Origin of the sequence: Tepidibacter sp. Z1-5 (genome assembly GCF_037844525.1) — a bacterium.
Lineage (GTDB): Bacteria > Bacillota > Clostridia > Peptostreptococcales > Peptostreptococcaceae > Tepidibacter_A.
On sequence record NZ_JBBMMD010000035.1, the window covers coordinates 26,299 to 43,441 of the forward strand.

Sequence of the window (17,143 nt, forward strand, 5' to 3'; positions counted from 1 at the left end):
TTTAAATTCCCCCTTGTATTTTTTGTTTTATGTACTTTATCTCCTCTCTAGTTTTTTCACTGCTATCATAAGGAGATAAATTTGACCTATCTGAATTTATTACATCTTCATTATAATATATAAACCCTAAAAATTCTTCTTTTTTAACATTATCTAATATAAAATATTCGTCTTTTTCATTTCTTATCTTGTTTGCAACTACCCAAACCTTACGTACTCCTATATCTTCAGCTAGCTTTCTAACTTTTCTATAAGTCTGAAGACTTCTTTCCCCAGGTTCAACTACTACTATAAAAGCATCTACGCCTTGAGCTGTTCCTCTTGCCAAATGTTCAATGCCTGCTTCCATATCCATTACAACTACATCTTTATTTTGAAGAATCAAATGAGAAGTAAGTCTTTTAAGTAATACATGTTCAGGACAAACACAACCTGATCCTCCGGTATCAACAGTTCCCATACTAAGTACCCCTACTCCATTGTACTCCTTGCAATACCTATCTGGTATATCATCAACTTTTGGATTTAGTTTGAACATTTTAGCAAACGTTCCAGCTTCTGCACTAGTTCTTTCTTCTACTAAATTCTTCATTTCTGATATAGGTACTATTTCATCTATTAGTTTTTGAGGAAATCCCAATGCCAATGCTAAATTGGCATCAGGGTCTGCATCAACTGATAAAACGCGATAACCTTCGTCTGCATATATTCTAGAAAGCATTGCTGAGAATGTTGTTTTTCCAACTCCACCTTTTCCTGTTATAGCTATTTTCATGTTTTATCACCTTTTTTCACTTTATTTTTAAGCTTTCGCTAATTCTCCTTTATTTTCGAACATTTCTTCTAAAGCCTTACGTTTTTGTTCTATTCTTTCTATTATTTGTCCCGCTGCTTTTACAGGGTCTGGCTCTACAAAGAATTTAGCTCCAAGAGTGTTTTCCATTTCATTTGTAAGTATTTCTAAAACTCTTGGTCCTCCTGTTACAGGTGGTACTACTCCAAGCCATGTATCGATTCCTGATGCAACAACGTATGTTCCTATAGATACTGCCTTTTCTGACATCCACTCAGGAGCTGCTCCAACAACTGGTAATTGAGGTATATCTACATTTAAGAATTTAGCGACCTCTCCTACAAGCTCTAATATACGGCTTATATCAACACAAGATCCCATGTGAAGTACAGGTGGTATATCAACAAGTTCACATACAGTTGCAAGTCCTTGACCAGCTAATTTTCTAGCATCCTTACTTAAAAGCCCTGCCTTAGCACAAGCTTGTGCTGAACATCCTGTAACAACAACTATTATATCATTCTTGATAAGTTCTTTTATAAGTTCAATATGTCCATAATCATGCTTAACCTTAGGATTATTACATCCAACTACTCCTGCAGCTCCTCTTAACACTCCAGATGTTATACAATCAGCAAGAGGCTTAACAGTTCCCGCTGGATCTATATGAGAGTTTACAACCTTATCTAATTGATTGATTATAGCGTCAACACTATATCCTACTGTTGCATGATTTTTAGTTTGAGGTATGAAAACCTTTTTCTTATCTCTATTTTTAAAGTTTAGTATAGCTTCTTTAACTATTGATTTTGCTGAATCAAATGCTTTTTCTTCATCAAATTCCAAATGAGTTGCACCTGTAATTCTAGCTTTTGGAGATGTAGTTATGAATTTTGTATGATAACAATCTGCAAGAGGTGCTAAAGCCGGGAATATACATTGAACGTCAACTATTACCGCTTCTACTGCTCCAGTTAATATTGCAAGCTCTTGTTGAGCAAAGTTTCCAGCTATTTTAACTCCATGTCTCATTGTAACCTCATTTGCTGTACAGCACATACCAGCTAAGTTAATTCCATCAGCTCCAACTTCCTTAGCTAAAGCTACAAGTTCTGGATCCTCTGCTGCAAGTACTATCATTTCTGATAATGAAGGTTCATGTCCATGAAGTACTATGTTTACTTGATTTTCTTCTAAAACACCAAGGTTTGCTTCCGTTTCTCTTGGTATTGGAGTTCCAAATAATATATCACTAAGTTCTGTTGCTATGTAAGAACCTCCCCATCCATCAGAAAGAGCTGTTCTTGTTGAAATGTTTAACATACTATCTGCATCTGCTGTACAACCAACATGAGTTGAATGCATAATAGTTACAACTTCTCTATCTATAGCTCTTGGAACTATATTTAAATCTTCCCAAACTTTTCTTCTTTGTGGTGGTAATGATGGAGGAAATTCTAAGTTTCCAAAAGGTTTTCCAAATTCATTAAGTGCAAATCCTGCAACCTCATGTGCTATATCGTATATATCTCTTTCCTCTGTTTCTATTCCCCATCTTTTAGCTAACTTCATTAATTTAGCTTCATCTCTAACCTTATAATTACCATCTTTACTAGCCATATGTAGAACATGAGCTATATCTCTACCATGATCTGAATGTGCTGCTGCTCCCCCTGCTACCATTCTTGCAAAGTTTCTTGATACAATAACATCTGCAGTTGCTCCACAAAGACCTCTAGGTGTTTTTGGAGTTATTCTACAAGGTCCCATAGCACAAATTCTACAACATATCCCTTTTTCCCCCATAGGACATGGTTTCATGTTTTCTTTTCTATCCCAGATAGTCTCTACTCCATCTGTCTTAGCTTTTTTTATTAACTCATTAGTGGCATTATCAATTGACAATAACTTTTCATCCATATTTCTTCCCCCTTTTAACTGGTAAACTCTTGAAATTTCAAATTTATATAACAACAAAAATAGTCTTCATGACTTTTTTTGGTTATCTTCAGATAATTATTCATTATTATTTAAATTTTATGAAAGTTAAAATACTATGATTAGATTTTAAAGAAAATAACTAATTTCATTTAGTAAAATCAGTTATTTTCTTTAAGTTCGTTAATTTTAAGACAAGTGCATTCAAAAAATATATTTCTCTATCCCTCAAAATACATTTCTTCATTCCAACATTTTGTATTTCTTAATTTGATTATAACATATTTTACAATATTTGTTGTATATTTTTGCAATGTTTTTTGTATTTTTTCAATAAATATACAAATATAGTATTGTGTATTTTTGCAACGTCTATTTTTATTTATAATTTTAGTATTAAAGTTAATTTTAATATCAAATACAACGTTATTTTTTTGTCGATTTTTTTAGATATTGTTTATCTTTTATCGCAGTTTATATAATTTTCTAAAAAAATGATTTTTTATTATAAAGCAAAACTTAATTCAGATTGAGTTTTTACTCCATCTGAATTAAGTTTCATAAATAATCTTTGGATAGATTTACAAATCTTATATATAGTATGTATACTGTTTATTATTTATTACCTATAACTATTTATTGTTTGCTATTAAGGCACCTATTGCTATTGAATATAATTTTGATTCATGCGTATCTGCTCTTGATACTAATACAACCGGTGCTTTAGCTCCCATTATTATACCTGCAGATTTAGCTCCAGCCATATACGTCAATGCTTTACCTATTCCGTTTCCAACCTCAATTGTCGGAAACAACATTATATCGACATCTCCTGCCACTTCGCTCTTAAAGTTCTTTATTCTAGCAGCTTCTTTTGATATAGATAAGTCAAATGCAAGAGGCCCCTCAACTATAATGTCATTTCCATATTCCTTCTTAGATAGTTCATGCGCATCGACTGTTGCTATCATTTTATCACTTACTTTTTCTTTTGCAGCAATACACGCTCCTTTTATAATTTCAAGTTCTAATGATTTTGCAACTTTTATAGCATTATTCATTATCTTGTATTTTTGTTCTAGATTCGGACTAATGTTCATTCCTCCATCAGTAAGAATTAACAACTTATGGTAACTAGGAACTTCATATACCATCACATGACTCAAAAGACTTTCTGTTCTAAGTCCATATTCTTTATTTAAAACTTCTTTTAAAAGTATAGATGTGTCTATTAGTCCTTTCATAACAAAGTCTGCTTTTTTGCTAGACACAAGCTTTACAGCAATTTCAGCACTTTCTTTTAGTTCCTTAGCTTCTATTAATTCTATTCCAGTTATGTCCTCATTTAACTCTTTAGATATTTCTTTTATTTTTTCAGTGTCCCCTACTAATATAGGTTCTATAATCCCTTCTTTTCTAGCATCAAATATAGCTTTTAAAACTTCTTCATCTTGAGCAGCTGCAACTGCTAGTTTCATAGTTTGTATACTTTTAACCTTGCTTATTACTTGATTTAATTTTTTTATCACGATACTTCAATTCCTCCCTATACTGTCTTTTTTTTATATATTATTTATAGTTCTACATTCCAATCGTTTTCCCTTTTTTATCTAGATGGAGTTTTTACTCTAAACAAGTACATGATACAAATATTGAATTTAACTTGATCTTCCTATATGATATAATATATTTTTAGGAGCGAAGCCCATTAGGACTCGTTGACGATATAAGCTATGCATTAGCATGAAGCTAATTTTTTAATCATTTTAATAGGAGTTGATATCTATGGGAAATCATATTATAGAAGAAGCAAAAAGATGTCTTCAGTGTAAAAATCCAAGATGTAAGCAAGGTTGTCCTGTAAATACATCTATTCCAGAGGTTATACAATTACTTTTGAATAGTGACATTAAAAAAGCTGGAGAAATATTGTTTAACAACAATCCCCTTTCTGTTATTTGTTCTCTAGTGTGTCCACACGAAAATCAATGTGAAGGTAATTGTGTTCTTGGTATAAAGGGCAGTCCAGTCCAAATAAGTTCTATAGAAAATTATATTTCTAATTACTACCTAAACAGTTCTTCTCTTGAAAAAAATGAAAGATTAAACAAAAGAATAGCTATAATTGGTTCCGGACCAGCTGGTATTACTATAGCTTTTATGTTATCTCTAAAGGGTTATGACATTACTATGTTTGAAGCACACGATAAAATAGGAGGAGTCTTAAGATATGGCATTCCAGAGTTTAGACTTCCTAAAATAATTTTGGATAAGCTTAAGGATAAATTACTTGAACTAGGTGTTAAAATACGCCCAAATACTTTAATAGGTCCTGTTATACACCTAAATACCCTTGAAAGAGATGGATATGATGCTATATTTATAGGTACAGGTGTATGGAATCCAAATACGTTAAATATAAAAGGTGAAAGCCTTGGACATGTTCATTATGCTATTGATTATTTAAAAAACCCAGGTGTTTACGATTTAGGTGAAAAGGTATGTGTAATAGGAGCTGGTAATGTAGCTATGGATGTTGCAAGAACTGCTATTAGACGCGGTTGTAAAGATGTATATGTAATGTACAGAAAAGATATATGCGATATGTCAGCTACTAATTACGAAATAGAGTATGCCAAAATAGATGGCGTCAAGTTTGAAACTTTTAAAACTCCTTTAGAGTTTGTAGATGAGGGTGTTAAGTATATAAGAACTAAGAAAATAGAGGACGAATCAGGTCGAATAAATGTCGTTACAATCGAAGGATCTGAAGATATATTCGAGGCAGATTCTATTATAGTTGCTGTAAGCCAAGGTCCAAAATCTAATATAGTCTCTACTTCAAAAGGTATAACTCTTAATAAATACGGTCTTGTAATCACTGATTCTTTAGGAAGAACTACTAGAGATGGTGTTTTTGCATCTGGTGATGTTGTTACAGGAGCTAAAACTGTTGTTGAAGCTGTTAATGTATCAAAAAAGGTTGCCATGACTATAGATGAGTATATAATGAAAAAATACGAGAAGTAATTACTTCTCGTATTTTTTTAGTTCATTAAGGCAAGCTATTGTAACTTCATCCTGAGGATTTAAAGCAAATGCCTTTTCTATATAAAATGTAGCTTCATTTAAATTTCCTGTTTCAAGATATGCCATTCCCAAATTACACATAACTTCAGGATCTTCTTTTATCTCTAACGCTTTCTTAAACTCTTCTATTGATTTTTCTAAGTTACCAATAGCAGCATAGCAAAGTCCTATCTCCACTATAGTATCCATCTGTGTAGGATTAAGAATTAATATTTTTTCAAAGTGTTGTATAGACTCATTTATATTTCCTAATTGTCTATAAGCAAGACCTATAAAGAATAATAAATTCCACCAATCAGGATATTCATCCTTTAATGGAAGTAGTTTTTCAAGACCTTCCTCTGCATTCCCTTGTAATACTAAATTATAGCCTTCTTCATAATCAACCTTATCCTCAATCTTTTTTAGCTCACTTTTTATTTCCATAACGCTATTTTCATCTAGTTCACATTTCAAAGCTTGCTCCCAAGTAATCTTAGTTTTTATATACTGTTTTTGATTATAGTAATGGTATCCAAGCTGATAATAAGCAAGACCAAAATTAGACTCTATATCAACTATAGTCTCTAATTTATCTAAAGCTTCAAGAAGAAAGTCGTTCATCAATTCTTCTTCCTTGTTTTTTTCATGAATCTTAGCTATATCTTGACACACTAAAGCATAATTATAAAGACCATTTATATTATCTTTATTCAAAGTTATAAGAGCCTTAAAGTAAATCAATGCATCTGTTAGCTCTTTTTCATTAGCTTTTTTAACTCCCATATAACCTATATACTCTTCTATTCTTTCATCAAATGAATATAAGAACTTCTTATATTCTTCATTATATCTAAAGTTCGAATCAATACCTATTATGTATATCATCCCATTAGCTAAAGACGATAAAGTTAGAGCTTCTTCTGCTGTTCTATCTTTTATTCCTTTAACTAGTTCTTCATTAAGTATAGGAGCCTCTATTCCTCCCTTTGGAATACTATATCCCTTAAGAGGAAGTTTCGCATCTTCTTTTATACTTAAAAAAGCCAAGTTCTCAGTCTTAAGTAATAAATGTTTTTCTATATTAAACTTCATATATATACCTCCTAAATAACAATCTTATATGAATTACTTTTCTCAAATACCTTTTTATCTACGTCATAAGCGAATAATATAGTATTTAAGTTTTTATCAAGCTTTTCACGTATATTCTCTTTAAGCTTTAATACATCATAATTAAAAGGTTCAAAGTGAACATATTTAATTATGTTTTTAGCTGGAGTATTTTCAAACTTTGGAATATACTTCATAATATTTTCTTCATTCTTTAAAAACATATGGCATCTATTCTTAAAACCATCTATTTCTATTTTGTCAAACATATTAGGTAAAGACGATACCCTACCAAGCGAAATATAGTCGTATTTAAGTACATCCTTAAATATCTCTACATCTTCCTTTATAACATCAGTATAAAAATCAAACAATATCTTATATAGTTGATTCTTTCCTTGTGACATTTTAAAGTAACCCTTATCTTCCCAATAAGAAGATAACTCTTCAAATAATTTAAATGCATCTTCACTGTAATATTTTTTTATTATATAATGCATAGATAGCTTGAAATTATTCGAATTATAATAAATCTCCAAAACTTCTTCTATATCTTTTATCTTTAGTATTTCATCATAGCTCATATACTTATTTCCTAACACCTCATACGGAGTATAATCTTTAAATATATAATCGTGCTTTTTAGAATTTTTTCTAATACCAGAACCCTTTAGCATCTTTAAAAATCCAAGCTGTAATTGTTCTATATCAAGATTAAATACCGTATTAAATGAATTTCTAAAACTCTCATAATTTTCATACGGAAGACCTGCTATTAAATCTAAATGCTGATGAATATTTTTAAAGCTCGAAACCTTATTGACAACATAAGATAACCTTTCAAAATTCTGAGTTCTTCCTACCTCTTTTAAAGTCTTTTCATTTGTAGATTGCACTCCTATTTCAAACTGAAACAGTCCAGGACTGCACTTTGATAGAAAATCCAACATATCATCATCTATTAAATGAGCTGTTACCTCAAAATGAAAATTCGTAAACCCATTGTCATTTTCCATAATAAATTTCATTATATCAAGTGCATATTCTTTTCTTGCATTAAATGTTCTATCTACAAATTTAACCTGTCTAACATTCGCATCTATCAATTTCTTAAGCTCTATTTTAACTCTATCTATATCAAAGAATCTAAGCCCCTTTATAGTAGATGATAAGCAATATTGACAATTAAAAGGACATCCCCTTGACGTTTCGTAATATACGATTCTATTTTCATATTCCTTTTTATCTATATTTTCATATGGACTGGGTATTATGTTAAGATCATGTATTAGCTGTCTTGGTTTATTAACCATTATAGAATCGTTATTTCTATAAATAAGACCATCTATATTCTCAACATCCTTTTTTCCCAGGGAATACTCTATGAATTCTCTAAAAGTAAGTTCTCCTTCTCCATATATTATATAGTCTATGCAATCATGTTTTTTCATGAATTCTTCAAAATCATAAGAAACTTCTGGCCCTCCAAGTAATATCTTAATATGAGGACTCACTTTTTTTAGGTTCTTACAGATTTTTATAGTATCATCTACATTCCATATATATGTAGAAAATACTACTATATCTGATTTTTGCTTATAAATTTCCTTTAATATATAATCTATACTGTTGTTTATAGTGTACTCAGCAACAGTAATATCAGCTAACTCTTTACAGAAGCTATTTAGATATCTAATAGCTAAATTTGTATGAATAAATTTGGAATTAAGAGTAGTTAAAAGTATTTTCAATATAATCCGCCCTTTCACAATGATACATCATTATATATTAACATAAAAGAAAAAATTCGTCTAATGATACACATAGACTCATTTTGTTAAATAAAGTAAATATATCATTTACATTTGAAATTTGTTATCATCTAGTTTACAATAGAATTAAGACACAATTAAAAGAAGGTGGTACTTTTGTTAGTTCAAAGTCACAATGTTATAGCCAACCATATACATTATAATATAAAGAATCACTTAGATATAGATTTGAATCTTAAACTGCTATCATACGGAGCTATGAAACCAGATGTAGCCCCTAGACTTGCTATGAAAAAACATTATAAGAATCAAAGTTTTGATTTTGTTTTGAATGAAATATTAAAATTGATAGATAACGGACTTAGAGAAAACCCCATATCTATAAATAGATTTTCTACTAAACTAGGAGTTATCAGCCATTTTTTATCTGATTTTTTCTGTCTTCCTCATCACAATCGAGAGTATTATCATGACAAGCTATTTGAACATTTGAAATATGAAAAAGACCTACATAAGCATTTTGTAAACTTTGAAGGTCTTAACAAAGTCAAATCTCCATATATAGAAAGAATCGACAAAGATAATATAAAAAGTTTTATAGAAGAACTTCACCATTCTTATACTGAAAATGAAATGGGTTTTAAAAATGATGTTGCAAGTTCTATAAATATATCAAGTGCAGTTGGTATTATAATAGTTGAGAACTCATTAATAGAATCATTTAATAAAATTACAATTTAAATCAATAAGTCCTATGTTATTATACTTTCACTTTATTGTATAATAGTATAGGACTTTATATGGTTCTATATTCTTTCTTCTTAAATATCACTATTCATCATTATTTTTGCATTTTTTGAAGGTTTTTAAACTATTTTATAGAAAATTAAATAATAATAATACTTTTAGTTGTGAAAGGAGCTCATTATTATGGAATCATTCGATAAAATATCTATAGATCAAATTTCAAAGAGAGATCTACTTTTAATAGTCAAGTCTTTAGAATATACATTTGAAAACACTAAAATAGATGATTTTATTAATTTAAGAAATAGTATGGTTAAAGAACTTTGCTTTTTAGCTGAAACAAGCGAAGATGATTTTTTAAAGTTCTTAGAAAAATAAAAATTGATTCATACTTACATCGTTAGTATTCGAGTTGTCAAAAATATGTCTACGAAAATACCGCACTTGTAACGATATTTTGAATAAACATTTTACTATAAAACTTAGATTATGGTGTTTGAATATCCGTAAAAAAATTCGTTGTCTGAGCGTAGTGAGTTTAGAATTTTTAGGATATTCAATAAGCCATAATCTTTAGTTTTATTAAAATATTAACTAAATAGCGTTATTTCAATGTACTTCATTTTTCATTTAAGCACTAATTTAAATTAATTAACCTTCTTAAACTCAAATTCATATTCACCAGATTTTGAGTTTACTTTTATATGAAGCCTATCATCTTTAATATTCTTATCTATAACAGTTATATTGTTCAATATAGGATTGTACAGTGACTCCCCAATATTTAAATCTATCAATTCTCTTGGATGCGTATTTTGAGTATATTCTTTTTTATGTATCTCATATTTTCTAAGTCTTATTATATAATCAGCTAACGATTTTATAAAATTTAAATCTGATATATTCAGACTATCAAATTCAAAAGCCAAAATACCGAGTATAGAATTTTTAAGACTTAAAAGACTTTGATTATTTTCATCAATGTCCTTTACATATACTTGATATATAATCCTAAAAAATCCATCAATTATACTTTCTTCTCTTAATTCTTCTATTTTCTCATCTATACATTTGTCTATTTTTTGTATAAATTTTATTCTGCTTCTCTCAAATTTTATAATATCCTTTTTATCTATATCTTTATCAAGTGCAAACCCTATTACATGTTCTTTTATATTTTGAAGTAATTCTTTAAAATCTTTATTCTTATCCTTTATAAGAGTATGTATTAAAAAGTTATACGATATACTAACAATAATGTAATCATAGTTTTTCACATCTTCCTTATGTAATTTACAGTAATACGATACATTCTTTATAACTTCAGCTTGTGATCTTTCTAAATTTATATTTGAAAGTATTATAGGAAGTACATACGTTATATCATATATATAGTCATCATTTCGTTCCCCATAGTACTTATAAAATACAAGTTCTTCTCTAAACCTGTGATAATCTATATATACAGTTTTTGTAGTTTTATCATCTATCAAACACTTTGTAACTATTTTAATAAAATCGTTTAAATACTTCTTATTATTTACAAAAGAATATATATAAGAATTTTTTATTCTATTTTCCATATAAACCCTCCTAAATCTTAATCAAATCAAAGTTTTATTATATTAATATCTTTCCCAAATTCCAAAAAAAATAGCAGCTATTAAGCTGCTACATAGGGGGGGTAGTAGCATTGATTGTAATCAATCGCCACTATTCTATATTTTTTATATGTTTATTATATAATAATATAATTTTAGATGTAAAGCTTTATTTTTCGACAAATTACATTCTTTCAGGAGCTTCTACTCCAAGTAGTGATAGTGCGTTCTTTATAGTTTGCTTTGTAGCTAAAACAAGAGCAAGTCTTGCTTTTCTAACTTTTTCATCTTCTACTATTATCGCATTGTCATGGTAGAACTTATTAAATGCTTGTGCTAAGTCAACTACATATCTAGCTATTATATGAGGCTCGTTGTTTTTGATTACATCTTGTATAGCCTTCGGGAAGTTTCCGATTTCCTTTATTACATTAACACTGTCGTCATCTGATAATACAGAAAAATCAACATCAGCACTGACTTCCTCATTTGCCTTTCTAAGAACAGAACAAGCTCTAGTGTGAGTATATTGAACATAAGGTCCAGTTTCTCCATCAAAGTTTAAAGTTCTATCCCAAGAGAATGTGTAATCCTTTATTCTGTTATTTGATAATTCTTGGAATACTACAGCTCCTACTCCTATTTGCTTAGCTACAGTATCTATATTTTCAAGATTCGGATTCTTCTTTTTTATTATTTCTTTAGTTGTATCTATGGCTTTATTTAAAACATCCTCTAAGAAAACTACTCTTCCTTTTCTTGTAGACATAGTTCCTTCTTCAAGACTTACCATTCCAAATGGAACGTGAACACAATCTTTAGCCCAATCAAATCCCATAAGCTCTACAACCTTCATCCATTGGTTAAAGTGAAGTATTTGTTGAGATCCAACTACATATATATTCTTATAAAAATCATATGTTTCTTTTCTATAAGTTGCAGCTGCTATATCTCTAGTTAAGTAAAGAGTTGATCCATCGCTCTTAGTTATAAGTGCTGGAGGCATGTTATAATCTTCAAGATCTACTATATTAGCTCCTTTAGATTCTTTTAATAATCCTTTTTCATTCATTATATCTATCATTCTAGGCATTTTATCAGAATAGAAACTCTCACCTGCATATGAGTCGAACTCTATTCCTAACAGATCATAAACTCTGTTGAATTCTTCCAAACTCACTTTTCTAAACCACTTCCATAATTTAACCGCTTCTTCTTCCCCATCTTCAAGTTTTTTAAACCACATTCTAGCTTCGTCATCCATTGCCGGATCTTTCTCAGCTTCATCGTGGAATTGAACATATAATTTAAGTAAAGTCTTAATAGGAGCTTGTTTTACTTCTTCCTCATCTCCCCATTTTTTAAATGCAACGATAAGCTTACCAAATTGTGTTCCATAGTCCCCTAAGTGATTTATTCTTATAGTATCAAATCCTAATGTCTTATACGCCTTGTAAAGAGCATTACCTATTACAGTTGTTCTAATATGACCTATATGAAAAGGCTTAGCTATATTAGGAGATGAGAACTCAACTATAACCTTTTTACCTTTTCCTATGTCAGACTTACCATAATCCTCTTTTTTCTCTAAAACTTCTGTAACTACTGACTTAGCTAAAGAAGATTTGTCTATAAAGAAGTTTATATAAGCCCCTGCTGTCTCTACTCTTTGTATTAAATTAGTTTTTTCCATCTTTTCACAAAGCTCATTTGCTATCATATTAGGAGCTTTTCTAAAAACTTTAGCTAGTTTAAAACATGGAAAAGCATAATCCCCCATATCTTTATTTGGCGGTATTTCTATTAAAGAAATAATTTCTTCTAAGCTTAAATCTGAAACTTGTGCCGATATGATATCAGCTACCTCTAATTTAAAATCCTTCATTCTACATTCCTCCTATATATAATTCACATCATGCTATAATTTTGAATATTCATACAATACAAAAAACTCCCATCTCTTTAAAAAAAAGAGACGAGAGTTATATCCCGTGTTACCACTCTTATTGATATATACTATATATATCCACTCATATGTTTTTAACGTAAACAACCCGTATTTCCCTACTTTATTTCAGAAAACATTCTCAAGGATGCGTTTCAATAAGATTATGTTGCTAGACTTTCACCAACCACTAGCTCGCTAAAACAATCATCATATCTACTTTTCCTATCATAGAATTTGTAATTTCAGTTTTATAATGTATGATAACAGAACTTTTTAATAAAGTCAAGTACTTTTATTTATTTAAATTCACTATTTTTGTTTCATTTATCGATTTTATGTCATTACATCCTGTAAGTATCATAGCTTGTTTCAATTCATTTTTGAAATTGTTTATAACTAATTCTACTCCTTCTTGTCTTCCTCCATACGACCCCCATATTATAGGTCTAGCTGCTAAAACCGCATCTGCTCCAAGAGCTATATATTTTAATATATCTACACCTTGTCTTACAGACCCATCTGCAAGTATAGTTATTTTACCCTTTACTTTTTTAGATATTTCAGGCAGAACCTCTGCAACTCCTAAAGTATGATCTAATATTCTTCCGCCATGATTAGAAACAACTATAGCAGCAGCTCCTACTTCAACAGCTAACTCAGCTTCGTCAGCAGTCATTATACCTTTTAATATAAAAGGAAGTTTAGTTGATGATACCAGTTCTTTTAATTCTTCTACTGTTTTAGGTCCCACTGGTTGTCCATGAAGTGCCATAGTTATCAGTCCTGCACCGTCTATATCTACTCCTACTGCTAAAGCACCTACCTCTTCCGCTTTTCTTATATTTTCTATTATTTTCTCATTATCTCTAGGTTTTATTATAGGTATTCCAAATCCATCAACTTTTTTTATAGAATTTAAACCATCTATGAAAAATTGAGGATTACCACTATCTCCAGTCATAGCAAAAGTTCCTGCATTTATACTTCCAATAACTACATCGTCACTATACTGATCCTCAGTTAAAAATCCACCCATATTAATAGAACTTCCTGTAACAGGAGCTGCTAATAAAGGTATATCTATTTTTCTACCAAATATTTCAGTACTCATATTTGGATTTTTTGCATCATGTATTGTTCTTAAGTTTATTTTAACATTGTTTAAAGTCTCATAGTTTCTCTTAAATGCACTTCCAGTCTTAGTTCCTCCCATTCCAGGAACCTTTCCTGAACATGAGTTTCCATCACATTCTCTACAAAGACCGCAATAGCCTTTCATTCTCTCTCTTGCTAGTTTTTTTACTTCATTTAAGTCCATTTTACTCTCCCCCTTCAAAGTATGTTTCTGATTTTAAATCTACACCGCTCTTTATTAAAAGAGCAGCGGTTATTCCATATCCATCTATAATCTTCGATTTAAAACTTCCATCATATACTTGATTAATTCCACAAGAAGGGCTTTTTTCCTTTAATATAGCATTTTTTACACCTAAAGTTCTACATATTTTTAAAGTCTCATATGCCCCCTTTAAAAATTCCTCAGTTACATCTTGATTTTCTTTGTTAATAACTTTAGCTTTTCCATCTATTACATCATCAGCATTTCCTCCAACTATCTCAGCTGGAATCCTAGGGGTACAAAGCCCCCCTAGTTGTTCAGGACATACAGGAATCACAGTTTTATCTTTTAAATAGTCCATAAGCCCATCATTTTTATTATTTCCACCATTGTACTTACAATCAACACCAATTAAGCAAGCAGAAACCAAAATCATACTACCATCTCCTATTTAAATTCAACTATAGTAACTCCCGCTCCACCTTCACCATATACTCCATCTCTATAGCTCTTTATGTGTCTATGTTTTTTTAACATTTCCTTCATTCCAGCTTTTAATACTCCCGTTCCTATTCCGTGTATTATAGTAGCCTTTGGTATCCCCGCTAGATAAGCATCATCTAAATATTTATCAACCTCTTCCATGGCTTCCTCAAGATTCATACCTCTTAAGTCAATTTCTTGTTTTATATTAAAGCTCTTTTTCTTAAGTATTTTACCTGCACCCGATTTTAGAACATCCTTCTTATTAACCTTTATTTGCTCTAAAGATGCAAAAGGTAAGTTCATCTTCATAATACCTATTTGAACTAAAGCTTCTTTTTTGTCATTATCAACAGATAATACACTTCCTTGTTGATTAAGTGTCACTACCTTTACATCATCTCCAGCCTTTAAGTTCTTAATAGCTTTTTTAGCAACCTTAGGTACTATCATATCCTTAACATTAGAGTGAAGATGTTTCATAGATTCATTCATTTCTCTTCGTAAGTTCTCTATCTCTCTGTTTTTATCTTTATTAACGCCTTGTTTTTGAAGATCTCTGATTTCTTTAATTATCATATCAGCTTCTTCTTTAGAATCCCTCATAATCTTTAAAGCTTCTCTCTTCGCTTCATTAATTATCTTATCTCTTTGAACAGTTAATCTCTCAGTCTTTACAAGAAGCTCTTCTTTTAGCTTCCTAACTTCTTCTTTAAGTCTATTTGCTTCTTCTTTTTCTTTTAGTGTATCTATTCTATTTTGTTCTATATTTTGAAGTAGGTCTTCAAATTCTATATTTTCACTGTCTATAAAGTTCTTAGCCTTTTGTATTATATAATCCCCAAGTCCAAGCCTTCTAGATATTTCAAATGCATTTGATTTACCAGGTACTCCAATTAGTAGTTTATACGTAGGACTTAAAGTTTTAATATTAAATTCTACTGCAGCATTCTCAACACCTTTTTTAGTAAGTGCATAATGCTTAAGTTCACTATAGTGAGTTGTAGCTATTGTAATAGCTTTAAGATCGTATAAATCATTTAGTATTGCCATGGCAAGCGCAGCTCCCTCAACAGGGTCAGTACCAGCTCCAAGTTCATCAAACAATACAAGGGAATTAGTAGTTACATCCCTTAATATATCAACAATATTAGTCATATGAGACGAAAATGTTGATAAGCTCTGCTCAATACTTTGCTCATCTCCTATATCTGCAAATATGTTATCAAATATACACATATGACTTCCATAATCTGCTGGTATGTGAAGACCACTTTGAGTCATCAAAGCGAATAAACCGACAGTTTTAAGAGTTACCGTCTTACCTCCAGTATTAGGTCCTGTTACAACTAATGTACTAAATTCTTTTCCAATCCATATATTGCTAGGTACAACATCCTTTGGATCAAGAAGAGGATGTCTACCATTTTTTATATTAAGGTTCTTTTCATCAATTATTTTAGGCTCTATAGCCTTCATTGAAAAAGATAATTTCCCCTTAGCGAATATAAAGTCTACCTTTCCAAGTATCTTTCCATTAGATATGACTTCATCTGCCACTTCTCCAATTAAACTTGAAAGTTCACTAAGTATTCTCTCCATCTCTTCTCTTTCTTTAAGTTTAAGCTCTCTTAATTCATTATTCATATTTACTATAGACATAGGCTCTATAAACAAAGTAGCTCCAGATGAAGATTGATCATGTATAATCCCAGCAACAATTGATCTATACTCCTGCTTTACAGGTACTACGAATCGATCTCCTCTTACAGTAATTATTGCATCCTGTAAATACTTTTGATAAGAAGTTGAAGATATTATAGAGTTAAGCTTCGATCTTATAGATTGATTCTTTTGAACAATACCACGTCTTAAGCTTTTAAGAGTGTGACTTGCATTATCAGACATCTCTATTTCACTTATTATAGAATTTAATATTTTGTCCTCTATATCCTTAAAAGTATGAAGACTATCAGTTAAAGCCTGTATTATAGGGTAAGACTCATCCTCCGACTTGCCTATGCTGTTTTTTAAAATCCTAGCACCTCTTAAAGTATCTCCAACCATTAAAAGTTGTCCCATATCAAGAGATGAACCTATCTTTGTTTTTTTAGCAAGCATCTCTACATCATGTATTCCACCAAGAGGAACAGACCCTCTTTTAATTATTATTGACTGTGCCTCACTAGTTTCCTTTTGCATTTGAATAACTTCCTCAAGATTAGTAGATGGAACTAATTCATCTACATATCTTTTTCCAAGAGAAGAAGATACCCTTTCTTTTAACATATCTATTATTTTAAAATATTCTAAAACTCTTAACGATTTCTGATTCATACT

13 protein-coding genes and 1 other annotated feature are annotated in these 17,143 nt (G+C 30.4%); of the genes, 3 read left to right on the forward strand and 10 right to left on the reverse strand.

Features of this window, described 5'->3' with window-relative positions; translation table 11 throughout:
* Window position 1 precedes the first annotated feature (1 nt).
* From WJW32_RS07470 to WJW32_RS07480, 3 genes are all read right to left on the reverse strand, one after another.
* On the reverse strand, window positions 2–775 hold the full coding sequence (locus WJW32_RS07470; protein WP_340256929.1) for an ATP-binding protein: 774 nt from the start codon (window positions 773–775) through the stop codon (window positions 2–4).
* 27 nt (window positions 776–802) lie between these two features.
* Complete coding sequence (cooS, locus tag WJW32_RS07475; protein WP_340256931.1) at window positions 803–2,713, reverse strand: anaerobic carbon-monoxide dehydrogenase catalytic subunit; 1,911 nt, start codon at window positions 2,711–2,713, stop codon at window positions 803–805.
* A gap of 650 nt (window positions 2,714–3,363) precedes the next feature.
* Window positions 3,364–4,260: a bifunctional enoyl-CoA hydratase/phosphate acetyltransferase gene (locus WJW32_RS07480; RefSeq protein WP_340256933.1), complete on the reverse strand. Its 897-nt coding sequence runs from the start codon at window positions 4,258–4,260 to the stop codon at window positions 3,364–3,366.
* 256 nt (window positions 4,261–4,516) lie between these two features.
* On the opposite strand from WJW32_RS07480, the gene WJW32_RS07485 reads away from it, so the two are divergent.
* Entirely contained in the window at window positions 4,517–5,761 is a 1,245-nt protein-coding gene (locus WJW32_RS07485; protein WP_340256935.1) for an NAD(P)-dependent oxidoreductase, read from the forward strand.
* On the opposite strand, the gene WJW32_RS07490 is transcribed toward WJW32_RS07485, so the two are convergent.
* Entirely contained in the window at window positions 5,762–6,895 is a 1,134-nt protein-coding gene (locus WJW32_RS07490; RefSeq protein WP_340256937.1) for a tetratricopeptide repeat protein, read from the reverse strand.
* Between the two features lie 11 nt (window positions 6,896–6,906).
* Window positions 6,907–8,664 carry a B12-binding domain-containing radical SAM protein gene (locus WJW32_RS07495; protein ID WP_340256939.1) on the reverse strand — a complete coding sequence of 586 codons (1,758 nt, stop codon included), beginning with the start codon at window positions 8,662–8,664 and terminating at the stop codon, window positions 6,907–6,909.
* A 177-nt stretch (window positions 8,665–8,841) separates the two neighbouring features.
* Here WJW32_RS07495 and WJW32_RS07500 point away from each other — a divergent pair, with 177 nt between their 5' ends.
* Both WJW32_RS07500 and WJW32_RS07505 read left to right on the forward strand, forming a co-directional pair.
* Window positions 8,842–9,426, forward strand: coding sequence for a zinc dependent phospholipase C family protein (locus tag WJW32_RS07500; protein WP_340256941.1), 585 nt, complete (start codon window positions 8,842–8,844; stop codon window positions 9,424–9,426).
* A gap of 189 nt (window positions 9,427–9,615) precedes the next feature.
* Window positions 9,616–9,810 (forward strand): hypothetical protein, encoded by a 195-nt coding sequence (locus tag WJW32_RS07505; protein ID WP_340256943.1) that lies wholly within the window; start codon window positions 9,616–9,618, stop codon window positions 9,808–9,810.
* Between the two features lie 269 nt (window positions 9,811–10,079).
* Here the strand turns inward: WJW32_RS07505 and WJW32_RS07510 are convergent, their stop codons facing one another.
* From WJW32_RS07510 to WJW32_RS07530, 5 genes are all read right to left on the reverse strand, one after another.
* The gene (locus tag WJW32_RS07510) at window positions 10,080–11,015 is read right to left on the reverse strand and encodes a hypothetical protein (protein ID WP_340256944.1); all 936 of its coding nucleotides are present in this window, start codon (window positions 11,013–11,015) and stop codon (window positions 10,080–10,082) included.
* 202 nt (window positions 11,016–11,217) lie between these two features.
* Window positions 11,218–12,918 carry an arginine--tRNA ligase gene (gene argS, locus WJW32_RS07515; RefSeq protein ID WP_340256946.1) on the reverse strand — a complete coding sequence of 567 codons (1,701 nt, stop codon included), beginning with the start codon at window positions 12,916–12,918 and terminating at the stop codon, window positions 11,218–11,220.
* 83 nt (window positions 12,919–13,001) lie between these two features.
* Window positions 13,002–13,219: a binding site (T-box leader), on the reverse strand.
* A 54-nt stretch (window positions 13,220–13,273) separates the two neighbouring features.
* Window positions 13,274–14,299 carry an alpha-hydroxy-acid oxidizing protein gene (locus WJW32_RS07520; protein WP_340256948.1) on the reverse strand — a complete coding sequence of 342 codons (1,026 nt, stop codon included), beginning with the start codon at window positions 14,297–14,299 and terminating at the stop codon, window positions 13,274–13,276.
* A gap of 1 nt (window position 14,300) precedes the next feature.
* Window positions 14,301–14,756 (reverse strand): DUF523 domain-containing protein, encoded by a 456-nt coding sequence (locus tag WJW32_RS07525; RefSeq protein WP_340256949.1) that lies wholly within the window; start codon window positions 14,754–14,756, stop codon window positions 14,301–14,303.
* Between the two features lie 11 nt (window positions 14,757–14,767).
* On the reverse strand, window positions 14,768–17,140 hold the full coding sequence (locus WJW32_RS07530) for an endonuclease MutS2 (protein ID WP_340256951.1): 2,373 nt from the start codon (window positions 17,138–17,140) through the stop codon (window positions 14,768–14,770).
* Window positions 17,141–17,143 lie beyond the last annotated feature (3 nt).